Consider the following 13,131-nt stretch of genomic DNA (forward strand, 5'->3'; position numbering starts at 1 on the left):
TGCGCCGGCGCGTCGCGGGCGCTCCGGCGCATTTTTCACATCGAGGAAAGGTATTCAGCATGAACGACTTGTCACGTCTCGCGCCCCCGGATGGTCTTGCGCTCGCCGCAGCCATCCGCAGCGGCCGTCTCGCACGCCGGAGCGTTACCAGCGAGGCGGTTGCGCGCATTCGCCGGGTCAATCCGGCCCTGAATGCAATCGTCGACGATCTCGGCGACGATGCGATGGCAACGACGGCGGCATCCGCGCCGGGCGGCGTTTTCGACGGCGTGCCGACGGTGGTCAAAGATCTCTTCATGCCGGTTGCCGGCGCAAGGATGACCAACGGCTCGCTGATCGGCAGAGCCACGGTCGCCCCTTTCGATGCGGAGGTGGTGAGACGCGGCCGGGCGACCGGCATCTCGATCCTCGCCACGACGACATCGCCGGAATTCGGCACCTCCTACACGACGGAAAGCCGCCTTTTCGGCAAAACCGCCAATCCCTGGTCGCTTGAGCATACGGCCGGCGGCTCCAGCGGCGGATCGGCGGCGCTGGTGGCTGCCAGAGCCATCCCCTTCGCCTTCGGCAATGACGGCGGCGGATCGCTGCGCGTACCCGCATCCTGCTGCGGCATATTCGGCCTGAAGCCGTCCCGGGGCCGGGTGCCCATGGGGCCGATGATCGGCGAAGGCTGGGCCGGCATGGGATGCAACAATATCATGTCGATTTCCGTGCGCGACAGCGCCGCAATGCTCGATGCCTTGAGCGGGATGGATACCGGCGCGCCCTATGCCGCCCCCCATGATGAAGACAGTCTTCTCTCCTGCTGTTCGAAACGACCCGCTCGCCTGCGCATCGGCCTGGTCACGCGGCTCGATCCCTTCGCAACCAACAGCCAATGCCTGCAGGCGGTCGAGGATGCCGCCGAGCTCTGTGAGGCGCTCGGTCATCATGTCGAGACAATGACGCTGCCGGTGGATGCGATCGAATATTACGATCACGTCTTCACGATCATCGGCGCCCAAACCAAGAATTTCATCGGCGTGATCGAACAGATGGGCGGCCGGCCGGTCGATCGCGACGCGCTTGAAGCGCGCACGCGCATCATCCTGCGAGAAAAGGGCGAAGTTTCCGGTGCAGGCTACGCTGCGGCAGTGGATTACATCCATGCCTTCGGCCGCCGCATGGGCCGGCTGCTGGAGGATTGCGATGTCCTGCTGTCACCGACGCTTGCAAAACCACCGCAGCTGCTCGGCAGCTTCGATATGAACGACAGCGAGACGCTGCCGGATCTGATCGACCGTTTCCACAGCTTCTCTCCCTTTACCTCATTGTTCAATGCGAGCGGCCAGCCGGCCATGTCGGTTCCGCTTTGCTGGTCGCCGGAAGGCCTGCCGATCGGCATGCACTTTGCTGCCGGCTTCGGCCGAGAGGGGCTGTTGTTTTCACTCGCCGCCCAGCTCGAAGAAGCCCGCCCCTGGGCAGGGCGCATTCCGCCCCTGAACGCATTGACGCCTTGAAGATGGCGTCGATGGGAGGCTGATCCGGCAGGAGGCACCGGATGCATCGGCAATTCCGAGGCGCGCCCTCGCAGAGCAGGGTGATCTCGAGGCCAAGATCATCCTGCTCTTGAGTAAATTTCGCCCAAGGCCGCAGTACGCTCCTGGCGACAGGCATCAGCGAATTGCCGCCGCAAGCTCCATTGCTTCCCTGACGTACCGGCTCAGGCGCTCTTCCGCGTTCGGCATATCCAGGCGATCGCCGACCCAGCCGATATAGGTGAGACTTCTCAAGAGCAGGAAGAGCGGCAGCGTTTCGAGCGTTGCATCCGACAACGGCCGGCGTTTGCGGTAGCCGGCGATGAGCGCGTCGGAGAGCTGCTCATAGCAGGGCTCGTGCCGGTTTCTGAGAAGCGCGGTGGCGATGTCGAACATGCGCCAGCCATAGCCTGCATCGTCGAAATCGATGAACTCGACGCCGTCGGCGCCGACGAGCACGTTTTCGCGCACCAGGTCGGCGTGAATGAGGCCGTAGTCGAGCCCGGACCGCTCGGCCAATCTCAACTTCTCGCCAAGAAACGCCCGCAAATCCACGAGCCGTCCTGCCATTTCCGGTGTCAGTCCCTGGCAGTCCCAGAACCTGCCCCAGAACGGGTTCTCGCCCAGCAACCCATCGAAATCCCATGCCGGGCGGGTGAAGGATGCAGGCGGCGTCCATCGGTCGGAAATGGTGTGGAGTTCGGCCATCGCTTCACCGATCCGGCCAAAAATTGCCTTGATGCGGTCGGGCGAATGATCAAGCGGCACGCCGGAACGGCCCAGTTCCTCGCCGCTCATCCAGCTCACGATATCGGCATGCTGAGTGGCAAAAGCCGGGGTGGCCGGCAAGGTCACGAGATTGCGGCCGTCCAGGGTGGGAATTGGTGCCGGAACCCGCAGTCCACCCGCGGCGAGCGCTGCCATCCACTGCAGTTCCGAAGCGAGCGTGCGATCGTCGTGATATCCGGGTCGATGCAGCCGAAGGGCTGCGGGTTTACCGTCGGCCAGACGAACCTGAAACACCGCATTCTCGCGGAATTTCAGCAGTTTCGGCGTCTGGTCGGCCAGGCCCCAATGCTGAAGCGCTTCCTTCGCTCTCCCGGGGAGAGCATCCATCAGCCGTGCGAATTCGTTTTCGCTCATCGAGCCGCTCACAGCCCCGACAGCACGTCGTCGAAGACCGACAACATCAGATCGGCATTCTCCCGCGAGAAAGGCATTGGCGGGCGGATCTTGGTGGCGGATTGATGGATGCCGATCTTGCCCATCAGCACGCCGCGTTCGCGCATCTCGTTGACGATCCGGCTCGCAAGAGCCACGGCCGGCTCCTTCGTCGCCCGGTCCAGCACGAATTCCATGCCCATGAAAAGGCCGCCGCCGCGCACGTCGCCGATGATCGCATGTTTTTGCGCCAGCCGCTTGAAGGCGTCGCAGGTATATTCGCCGACATCGCGGGCGTTCTCGATCAGCCTCTCGTCCTCGATCACGTCGAGCACCGCCATGGCGGCGGCGCAGGAGACCGGATTGCCGCCGAAGGTATTGAAATAGCGGAAGGCCTTGCGGAAGGCGTTCAGCACATCGGCATTGGCAACGACGCCGCCGACGGGATGGCCGTTCGCCATCGGCTTGCCGAGCGTCACGATATCGGGAACGATGCCGGCGCGCTGATGGCCCCACATATCAGAGCCGGTGCGGCCGAAACCGGGCTGCACCTCGTCGGTGATGACGAGGCCGCCGGCCTTGCGCACCGCCGCCACCGCCTTGTCGAGGAAGCCCCGCGGCTGATCCGGAAAGCCTTCATTGGCAAAGAACGGATCGATGATCAGTGCGGAAAACCCATGCGGGCTTTCCTGCAGCGAGGCGATCGCCGCCTCGACTTCGGCCGCAAAGACTGCGGCAAAGGCGTCACCGCCTTCGCCGCCGAGCGGGCGGTAGCTGTCGGGCGCCGGCACGTGCCTGACATGACCGCCGAAGCCGCCGACCGGCGGCATGCGGGTCGAGAGCTGCGATACGGCCGCCGTATTGCCGTGATAGGTGTGGTTGGTGGCGATGACGCCGGTCTTGCCAGTCACCGCTTGCGCCATGCGCAGCGCCACGTCGTTCGCTTCGCTGCCGGTGCAGGTCAGGATCGCCGCGTCGAGGGTCGCGTCGAAGGTCGCGGTTAGGCGTTCGACATAATCGAGGATGCCTTCATGCAGGTAACGCGTATGGGTGTTCAGCGTCGACGCCTGCCGGGTGATTGCCTCGACCACACGCGGATGGCAATGGCCGACATGCGGCACATTGTTGTAGCAATCGAGATAGCGGCGGCCGTCGGCATCCCACAGCCAGACGCCTTCGCCCCGCACCAGATGAATCGGGTCGTCATAAAAGAGCGACATGTTGCGGCCGAGAAGCCGCTCGCGGCGCGCGATAAGGGCAGCGTTATCGGACATGATCAGGCTCCCGCGGCGGCAAGGCCGGCGTCGAGCGCCGTCAGGATCGTCTGCACGTCCCCTGCCGTGACGATCAGCGGCGGCGACATGATGACATTGGCGCCGGAGGTGCGTACCAGCGCGCCGGCCTCATAGGCGGCATCCTGCACCTTCTGCATCACATCCTTCGATGCGGCGCTTTTCTTCTCCCGGTTGCTGACGAGTTCGAGCGCGCACATCAGGCCCTTGCCGCGCACGTCGCCGATCAGCTCATGCTTGTCCTGCAACCTCCTGAGGCCCGCAATGAGTTCCTCTCCGCGGACGGCGGCATTGGCGGCGACGTTCAGGCGTTTCGTCTCCTTTAAGGTCGCAAGCGCGGCGGCCGCACCCGTCGGATGGCCGGAATAGGTATAGCCGTGGCCGATGCTGCCGAACGCGCCCTTGCTGCCTTCGAACACTTCGGCCACCTTGTCTGAGATCATGACGGCGCCGAAGGGGAAATAGCCGTTGGTGATCGCCTTGGCGGTCGACATCAGATCCGGTTTGACGCCCCAGAGGCGCGATCCCGTCCAGGCGCCGGTGCGGCCGAAAGCGGTGATGACCTCGTCGGCGATCAGCAGGATGCCGTGGCGGTCGCAGATCTCGCGCATCAGCGGCAGGAAGGTCTCGTGCGGGACGATGACACCGCCGGCGCCGAGTACCGGTTCGACGATCAGGGCGGCGATGGTATCGGCACCCTGGAAGGCGATCTCGTCCTCGAAGAGCCGGCCGATGGCGGCCGCGATCTCGGCATCATCGGTGGTGCCGAACGGGTTGCGATAGGCAAGGGGCGCCGACAGATGGAAGACGCCGGGAAGCAGCGGCTCGTAATTGCGGCGGAAGTTCTGATTGCCGTTGACGGAGGCGCCGCCGAAATGCGTGCCGTGATAACCCTTCTTCAGCGCGACGAATTTGGTGCGCTCCGGCTGCCCGTTGATCTTGTGATATTGCCGGGCAAGCCGCAGGCACGTCTCGACCGAATCCGAGCCGCCCGAGGTGAAGAAGGAGCGGCTCAATCCGTCCGGCCTGAACCATTCGGCAAGCTCGTAGGAGAGCTCGATCAGCGGTGAGTTCGTGGTGCCGCGGAATGTCGAATAATAGGGCAGCTCGTCGAGCTGGTCGCGGATCGCCTTTTTCACCGGCTCGCAGGAATAGCCGAGATTGACGTTCCAGAGACCGCCCACGGCATCCAGCACCTTCTTGCCCTGGATGTCGACGATTTCGACGCCCTCACCGGAGTTGATGATGCGCGGCGGCTGGGCCTGCATCTCGGCTGGATGGGCCATCGGGTGCCACATGTGGCGAGCGTTGTTTTCGATTATGAAGTTGGTTTCACGCATCTCAATTCCTCTCGTTCAGAGGCCCAGCATCGCAAGGGCGCGGGCATAGCTTTCGGCAGGGCGGGTGACGTCGAAATGCACATGCGGCAATCCGACGGCTTCGGCGCCTTCGATGTTCTTCTTCTGGTCGTCGACGAAAACGCAGGCCTCTCGCGGCAGTCCGAGTTCGGAAAGCACCTGCTCGTAGGCGCGCGGATCGGGCTTGAGGATCTGGGTGTAGGTGGCATCGACGATAACGTCGAAGAGGTCGATCAGCGGGAAGCGCTGGCGGAATTCGGCGCCGTAGAAAAGATCGAGCTCGTTCGACAGGATCGCGAGCTTCAACCCCGCTTGCCTGGCGCGCAGAATGGCGTCGCGGGCCTCAGGCCGCAGCACCAGCTCGGGTTCGGCACCGCGGGCGCGGCGCACGAAGGTCTGCATGTCGGTCCAGCTCTCGCCGACCATTCGGCCGATTTCGCCGGCGCGCGTCAGCCAGTAATCACGTTCGGTGATCTCGCGGTTCTGCATTTTCACCCAGAGCGGGTCGGTCGCCGTGTCGAACGGCCCGAGCCAGGTGAGCGAGCCTTGGGGAAGGCCGAGCGTCCGCTCGGTGATCTCATGCGTCTCGAACAGCGTGCGGGTGACGACACCGCCGAAATCGAGGATGAGGGCGCGTTCGCTTGTCATGGCCGTCCTTCCGGAATGATGCCCTCGGCCACCCAGCTGTCGAAAACGGCAAGGGCTGCGGCCGAAAAGTCGGGAGAATTGATGTGGGCGTCGACCTCCTGAAAAGTGACGGAGGACGGGACAATGCGGCGCATCTCGGCGAGGAAAGCGGCGAGGCCTTCCGGATCGTGCAGCGGCTCGTCCGGCTTGTCCCATTCCTGCAGCCCTTCGGTCGGCAGCAGGAAGGCGGTCTTGGCGTCGGCCCGTTCCAGCTTTTGTCCGATCAGCCGAGCGACCTCCCGCCGGCCTTCCGGCGAGGTCGTCACCGACCCGATCAGCCGGTTATGGGCATGGTAGGGACGGTCGGCAAATATATCAGGCAGCGTCTGCCAGGCCTGGAGATCGACCATGTCGACGGCGCCGGGGGCGACGATCTGCGGAATACCGGCGCGGCCGGCATTTTCGAGCCGATCCGGCCCCGAGGTCACCACCGTGCCGTAATGGTGATTGCTGACCTCCTGGATGCAGAAGTCGAAGACGGCGGCAAAGCCTGACTGCGCGGCGATGGCTTCGAAGGCGCGGCCGCCCATGCCGGTGGAATGAAAGACGGCAACGTCATAGCCGCGCTTTTCCAGTTCGGGCCGCAGATACTTCATATATTTCAGGCAGGAGGAGCCGAGCGAGGTCATGCCGATCAGCGGACGGGCACGATCGGGTCTGGTTCCGTGCCGGGCGGCGCCGACGACCGCGCCGCAGGCCTGCGACAGCACCGAACGGCAGATGCTGTTGAGGCCGTAGAGGCCGCCGGCCCAGAGGATCATCATCAGGTCGGGCGCGATGCGCTCGGGCGGGATCAGGTGGGAATAGGCGATGGTCGAGACCACGAATTTCGGCACGCCGAGCGGCAGGACGGCAGCGACGTCGAGTGCCAGATCCGTGCCCATCGAGCCGCCGAGCACGATGATTCCGTCGACCAGCCCGTCCTTGTGAAGCCGGCTGGTCAGCGCTGCGGCACCCCTGGCCATGGCGGCCATGGCGCTGTTTTCATCACCGCTTTCAGTTATCGCCGCAATCGAGGTCGCAGCCGCCTTGGCGATGTCGTGCTTCGAATAATCAGGAACATAGGGCGGATCGCCGAGAATGCTGACATCGACCATAACAGGCCGGCCGCCGGCTTCCTCGATGACGGAGGCCATGAATTGCAGTTCGTCGCATTTGGTGTCACCGGTTCCGATGACAAGTATCTTTGGCGAGGGAGCCGCAGGGCTCATCACTCTCTCCTCCTGGTTTTTGGACTGGTTCCCGTGAGCCTTTCCGAGCCGTAGTATTTTTCTGAAATTCCGTCGGCGGCAGCGATGGCCTGCGCGCCGAATTCGTGAATGGCGGTCTTGGTGGTGCGCGAGAGCGGGGCGGCGATCGCCACGCAGCCGATCGGCCGGCCGTCCGGCGCACGCACGGGTGCGGCGGCACTGATGACGCCGGCTTCCAGCCCCTGGTGGCTGATGGAAAAGCCGCGCGCGGCCGTCTCATCGAGCAGGCCACGCACCTGCTGCGGGTCGACGACGGTATGGTCGGTGAATTTTTCGAGCGGCTTTCGCAGCGCCTCGCCGATCTCCGCCGGCGGGCAGAAGGCGAGGAAAGCCAGGCCCGATGCAGTGGCGTGAAAGGGCAGGATGCTGCCGACATCGACGATGATGCGGTGCGCCCGCGGCGGATCTTCCACATGGATCGTCGACAGCCTGCCGCCGGAGAATTCGGAGAGATGCACCGTCTCCGCCGAGGATTCGGCAAGCATCTTGATGAAGGGCACGGCGACCCGCAGGAACGGATAGCGGGCCTCGCGAATGCGGGCGAGGCGAACCGGCGCCGAGCCGATCCGGTAGCGGCGGCTATCGGGATCCTGCTCGACGAAACCGTGTTTTTCCAGTTCCACCAGAAAGCGTCGTGCCGTCGCCTTGTCGAGCGAACACAGGCGGGCGATGTCGGTCAGCCCCACCTCCTTGTCCAGCCGTGACAGGGTGTCCAGCAATGAAAGCGCCTTTCCGATCGTGCTCATCATTCTTCCTCTTGGGGTGGGTTCATGTCCCGGCTTGTCGCATCCGGCTTTACGCCAGCCGCCAAATCAGCCCGCAAACCCTGCATCGCGGCACGATAGCAGCGACCCAAGATACTTAACATGCGAATTAACTTGACAGAGGCCGGCATTGTTTGCAAGTCTATATTTGAAGCTAAGGTTCAAATAATGAACCATAAGCGCTGACGGCGGTAAAATCAACAAAAGCCAAAACGCCCGCTCGTCAGTCCGGTTCTGGTGGAGGTCGCCTGCGTGCAATCGCAGCGATGATCGGATGCTCTTAAACAAGGGGAACGAAGGCAGATGAATACGCAAAATTCGCAAAGCCCGGCTGAGAATCAGCTGCGCAAGAACAGTCTCGGCGTCGGCGCCGTGACCTTCCTGGTGGTTTCGGCCGCAGCACCGCTGACGGCGGTTGCCGGCGGCGTGCCGCTGTCGATGATGCTCGGCAACGGGCCGGGCATTCCGCTGACCTTCCTGCTGGTCACCGCCATCCTGCTGCTGTTTGCCGTCGGCTATGTCGCCATGGCGCGCCATATCCGCAATGCCGGCGCCTTCTATGCCTATACCGCCCAGGGCCTCGGCGGCCTGATGGGCGGGGCGGCGGCGCTGATCGCGATCCTCGCCTATAACGCCATGCAGGTCGGCGTTCTCGGCCTCTTCGGTGCGGCGACCAGGGGCTTTTTCGCCGAGCAGATCGGCCTCGACCTTCCCTGGTGGGTCTGGAGTTATATCGGCATCGCCTTCGTCGCCGTGTTCGGCTACCGGCGGGTCGATCTTTCGGCCAAGGTGCTGATGGTTCTCGTCATTCTCGAATATCTCGTCGTCCTCGTCATCGACGCTGCGATCTTGGCCAAGGGCGGGGACAGCGGCCTGTCCGCCACCCCCTTCACGCCCACCGCCTTCTGGAGCGGAACGCCGGCGATCGGCATCCTGTTCTGCTTCGCCGCCTTCATCGGCTTCGAGGCAACCACCATCTACAGCGAGGAAGCCCGTGAACCGCACAAGACCGTACCGCGCGCCACCTATATTTCCGTGCTGATCATCGGCCTCTTCTACATGCTGACGTCATGGCTGATGGTGAACGGCGCCGGCGCCGACAAGCTCGTGCCCGAACTGCAGGGCCTCGCCGATCCCACAACCTTCCTCTTCGGCCTTGCCGAGCGTTATGTCGGTCACTGGATCACCGTCGTGATGAGCGTTCTCTTCATCACCAGCCTGTTTGCCGGCGTCCTTGCCTTCCACAATGGTGTCGCCCGCTACATGTATGTCGCCGGCCGCGAAGGTCTGTTGCCGAAGTCGGTCGGCGTGACGCATCCGGTCTTCCAAAGCCCGCATGTCGGCTCGATCATCCAGACCGTCATTGCCGTGCTCGTGGTCGCGCTCTTTGCAGCGACGGGTCAGGATCCGGTGCTGGCGCTCTTCTCCTGGCTCACCAATGTGGCGACGCTCGCCATCATCCTGCTGATGGCGTTCACCGCCTTCTCGATCGTCGTCTTCTTCAGCCGCAATCCGGGGCTCGAGCGTAATGTGCTGGCCGTCAAGGTGCTGCCTGTCGTCACGGGACTGATCCTGCTGGCGCTGGTCTATTATATCTCGGCGAATTTCGGCGCCATCGCCGGCGCCAATGGCGCGCTCGGCGTGTTCCTGCCGGGTCTCGTGCTGATCGCCGGGGTCGTCGGATTGTTTGCCGCAGCGCGTCTGAAGTCGGCGGACGCGGTCGGATTTGCCCGGCTTGGCGCCGGGCAGGAAGCCTGACAAAAACCGATCAACGGTGGCGGATCATCTCCGCCACCCTTTTACTTGAGGGCATGAGATGCAGGACAAGATCGATCAGTTGCGGACGCAGCCCGTTCCATCCCAATCGCTGTTCATCGATGGCGCCTGGCGCTTGGCCGTCAGCGGAGCGACGATGGACGTCATTTCGCCGATCGACGGAAAAAAGCTGACGACCATTGCCGATGCCGGCGCCGCAGACGTTGATCAGGCGGTCAGGGCGGCGCGGCGCGCCTTCGACAAAGGCAGCTGGTCGCGGGCGGCACCGGCCGAGCGCAAGAAGGTGCTGCTGAAGATCGCCGAGCTGATCGAGAAGAACGCGCTGGAACTCGCCGTTCTCGGCGTGCGCGACAACGGCACCGAAATTTCGATGGCGCTGAAAGCCGAGCCGGGCAGTGCCGCCGGCACCTTCCGCTATTATGCCGAGGCGATCGATAAGGTCTATGGCGAGATCGCCCCGACGGCCGACAACATTCTCGGCCTCGTTCACCGTGAGCCCATAGGTGTTGTCGCCGCCATCGTGCCGTGGAATTTCCCGATGATGATCGGCGCCTGGAAGATTGCGCCGGCCCTTGCGGCCGGCAATTCCGTGGTGCTGAAACCGGCAGAGGGCGCATCGCTGACGCTGCTGCGGCTCGCCGAACTTTGCGCGGAGGCAGGCCTGCCGGATGGCGTGCTCAACGTCGTCACCGGGCGTGGCGCCGTCAGCGGCGAAGCCCTCGGGCTGCACATGGATATCGATGTGCTCGCCTTCACCGGCTCCGGTCCGGTCGGTCGCCGGCTGCTGGAATATTCGGCGCGTTCCAACTTGAAGCGCGTCTATCTGGAACTCGGCGGCAAATCGCCGAACATCGTCTTTGCCGATGCGCCGGATCTCGATCAGGCGGCCAAGACTTCCGCCTACGGCATCTTCCGCAATTCCGGCCAGGTCTGCGTTGCCGGCTCCCGCCTGCTTGTGGAAAAATCGATCCATCAGGAATTTTCGGAAAAAGTCGCCGGCATCGCCGCGGCCATGAAGGTCGGAGATCCCTTGCAGCTCACCACCGAAGCGGGTGCGATCTCAAGCGAGATCCAGCTGCGGAAAGACCTTGGCCATGTCGCCGACGCCCTGTCGGAAGGTGCTTTGCTGCGCACCGGCGGCGCCCGCATCCTGGAGGAGACGGGCGGTTATTATATGCGGCCGGCGGTCTTCGACGTGACGCCATCCATGGCGCTCGCCCGCGAGGAGGTCTTCGGGCCGATCCTGTCGGTCATTCCGTTCGAGACGGAGGCGGAAGCCCTGCAGATCGCCAACGCTACGGAATATGGCCTGGCGTCCGCCGTCTGGACATCGAACCTGTCGCGCGCCCATCGGATGGTGCGCGGCATTCGCGCCGGCGTCGTGCACGTCAACACCTATGGCGGCGCCGACAACAGCGTGCCGCTCGGCGGCGTCAAACAATCGGGCAACGGCCACGACAAATCGCTGCATGCGCTGGATAAATATGTCGATCTGAAAACCGCGTGGGTGCAGCTCTGAAACAGGAATTTCGGCCAGCAGGAGGAGGCTGCCCATGACTTTCCCCGAAACCATCACGGTCGAGGACCTCGAAGCCGACCCTTATCCGATCTATGCCAAATTGCGGCGGGACATGCCGGTCGCCTATATCCCCGCCGTCAATCTCTGGTTCGTGACGCGTTTCAAGGATGTCGAATACCTCTCGAAGACGCCGGAAATCTTTACTGCCGCAGTCGAAAGCTCGCCGCTCGACCGGAGCTGGGGCAAACCGACCATCCTGACCGCTGACGGTCCGGTGCACAAAAATCTTCGCAGCGGCGTCGATCCGAAATATCATCCGAAGCGTGTTGCCGCCTATATGGACGATCTGGTCCTGCCGATCGCTCGGGAATACCATGACCGTTTGCGCGACAGCGGCGGCGGCGATCTGATGTCGGACTATTTCGAACCGATTTCGATCCTCAGCCTCACCCGTTCACTTGGGCTCGGCCATGTCGATCTCGATACGCTCAGGCGCTGGTTCTTCGGCTTAGCGCAAGGGGCAATCAATTTCGAATGCGATCCCGAGCGGCAGGCCGTTGCCGATGCGATCAGCATGGAAATCACCGGGATCGTAACACCCGTGATGCAGAAGCTCATCGAACAACCGGATGATTCCGCTTTGTCGCATATGCTGCATGACGGCATGCCGGAGGGCGAGACCCGCACCATAGACTTCGTGCTGCCGACGCTCAAAGTCCTGCTGCTCGGCGGCATGCAGGAGCCTGGTCACGGAGCGGGTTCGATCATGGCTGGACTCCTGCAGAACCAGGAACAGTTCGCCGAAGTGAAGGGCAATCCCGATGCGCTTCTGCCGCGGGGCGTCGACGAAGGCTTGCGCTGGGTGACGCCAATCGGTTCACAAACGCGGCAGACGACGCAGCCCGTCGAAATCGGCGGCGTGACGATCCCTGCCAACCAGCCGGTCGCCGCCGTGCTCGCCTCGGCCTCGCATTGCGAAAGCCGGTTCACGGATCCTGGGCGCTTCGACATTCACCGCAACGAAGGAAGTCATGCGGCCTTCGGCTTCGGCCATCATTTCTGTGCAGGGCGCTGGTTTGCCCGGCAGCAGATCACCTCGGCGCTCCGCTATCTGATCGATCGTTCGCCGGAGATCGCGCTCCGCGATGATGGCCCGGTGCAGTTTCGCGGCTGGGAATTCCGTGCTCCCTCGACATTGAACGTCACGCTGCGATAGTGGGCCGGCAGGACGTTTTTTCAGACGCCCTGCGCTCTAACACTTTGTCTCCACGCGTCGGCCCGATGCACTAGCCTCCGAAACTGCCCACCTGCGTCGGCACGTTGATATAGTTGCGGTCGAAGTAAAGCAGTGCATTGCCATCCGCCCGCGCGCGAATGCCAATGACCTGGCCGATGAAAATATGATGCGTGCCGACCAGGCGCGCCTCGGTCAGCCGGCAGTCGAAAGAAACCATGGCGCCGGCCAGCGCCTGGCTTCCCGACGGCATGTCGACCCATTCCGCCGCGGCATAGCGTGCCGCCATATCCGCCTGGCGGCCGGCGAAATAGCCGGCGAGCTCCTGGTGGTCATCCGCGAGGACGTTGACGCAAAAGCGGTGGTTTTCGAGAAAGACGCCGCATTGGGCCGAACGGCCGTTCATGCAGACCAGCAGTGTCGGCGGTTCGTCGGTGACGCTGCACATGGCGGTGGCGGTGAACCCGCCGCGCCCGGCGGGTCCGTTGGTCGTGATGACGTTGACCGGGGCGCAGACCCTGGCCATCGCATTGCGGAACTCGGTTTTCGAGACTTGCTCCTCCATGGCCG

At 63.5% G+C, this 13,131-nt stretch carries 11 protein-coding genes; 4 read left to right on the forward strand and 7 right to left on the reverse strand.

The window, feature by feature from the left end:
* Window positions 1–59 precede the first annotated feature (59 nt).
* The gene (locus QMO80_RS29605) at window positions 60–1,502 is read left to right on the forward strand and encodes an amidase (protein WP_283201409.1); all 1,443 of its coding nucleotides are present in this window, start codon (window positions 60–62) and stop codon (window positions 1,500–1,502) included.
* Between the two features lie 156 nt (window positions 1,503–1,658).
* Here the strand turns inward: QMO80_RS29605 and QMO80_RS29610 are convergent, their stop codons facing one another.
* The 6 genes from QMO80_RS29610 to QMO80_RS29635 are packed head-to-tail and all read right to left on the reverse strand — an operon-like array spanning window position 1,659 to window position 8,014.
* Window positions 1,659–2,663 carry a phosphotransferase enzyme family protein gene (locus QMO80_RS29610; RefSeq protein WP_283201410.1) on the reverse strand — a complete coding sequence of 335 codons (1,005 nt, stop codon included), beginning with the start codon at window positions 2,661–2,663 and terminating at the stop codon, window positions 1,659–1,661.
* Window positions 2,664–2,671: 8 nt separating this feature from the next.
* A complete protein-coding gene (locus tag QMO80_RS29615) occupies window positions 2,672–3,955 on the reverse strand; it encodes an aspartate aminotransferase family protein (RefSeq protein WP_283201411.1) in 1,284 nt (427 codons plus the stop codon).
* Between the two features lie 2 nt (window positions 3,956–3,957).
* Complete coding sequence (locus tag QMO80_RS29620) at window positions 3,958–5,313, reverse strand: aspartate aminotransferase family protein (protein WP_283201412.1); 1,356 nt, start codon at window positions 5,311–5,313, stop codon at window positions 3,958–3,960.
* A gap of 15 nt (window positions 5,314–5,328) precedes the next feature.
* Window positions 5,329–5,979 carry an HAD family hydrolase gene (locus QMO80_RS29625; RefSeq protein WP_283201413.1) on the reverse strand — a complete coding sequence of 217 codons (651 nt, stop codon included), beginning with the start codon at window positions 5,977–5,979 and terminating at the stop codon, window positions 5,329–5,331.
* Window positions 5,976–7,229: a Tm-1-like ATP-binding domain-containing protein gene (locus tag QMO80_RS29630; protein ID WP_283201414.1), complete on the reverse strand. Its 1,254-nt coding sequence runs from the start codon at window positions 7,227–7,229 to the stop codon at window positions 5,976–5,978. The genes QMO80_RS29625 and QMO80_RS29630 overlap by 4 nt, the downstream gene beginning before the upstream one ends.
* On the reverse strand, window positions 7,229–8,014 hold the full coding sequence (locus QMO80_RS29635) for an IclR family transcriptional regulator (RefSeq protein ID WP_283201535.1): 786 nt from the start codon (window positions 8,012–8,014) through the stop codon (window positions 7,229–7,231). Before QMO80_RS29635 ends, QMO80_RS29630 begins: the two co-directional genes overlap by 1 nt.
* Before the next feature lie 321 nt (window positions 8,015–8,335).
* On the opposite strand from QMO80_RS29635, the gene QMO80_RS29640 reads away from it, so the two are divergent.
* The 3 genes from QMO80_RS29640 to QMO80_RS29650 are packed head-to-tail and all read left to right on the forward strand — an operon-like array spanning window position 8,336 to window position 12,543.
* Complete coding sequence (locus QMO80_RS29640) at window positions 8,336–9,790, forward strand: APC family permease (protein ID WP_283201415.1); 1,455 nt, start codon at window positions 8,336–8,338, stop codon at window positions 9,788–9,790.
* Between the two features lie 58 nt (window positions 9,791–9,848).
* A complete protein-coding gene (locus tag QMO80_RS29645) occupies window positions 9,849–11,327 on the forward strand; it encodes an aldehyde dehydrogenase (RefSeq protein ID WP_283201416.1) in 1,479 nt (492 codons plus the stop codon).
* Window positions 11,328–11,361: 34 nt separating this feature from the next.
* Window positions 11,362–12,543, forward strand: a complete 1,182-nt coding sequence (locus tag QMO80_RS29650; RefSeq protein WP_283201417.1) for a cytochrome P450 — start codon at window positions 11,362–11,364, stop codon at window positions 12,541–12,543.
* A gap of 70 nt (window positions 12,544–12,613) precedes the next feature.
* Here the strand turns inward: QMO80_RS29650 and QMO80_RS29655 are convergent, their stop codons facing one another.
* Window positions 12,614–13,126: a flavin reductase gene (locus QMO80_RS29655; RefSeq protein WP_283201418.1), complete on the reverse strand. Its 513-nt coding sequence runs from the start codon at window positions 13,124–13,126 to the stop codon at window positions 12,614–12,616.
* Window positions 13,127–13,131 lie beyond the last annotated feature (5 nt).

It is taken from the genome of Rhizobium sp. BT03 (assembly GCF_030053155.1).
Lineage (GTDB): Bacteria > Pseudomonadota > Alphaproteobacteria > Rhizobiales > Rhizobiaceae > Rhizobium.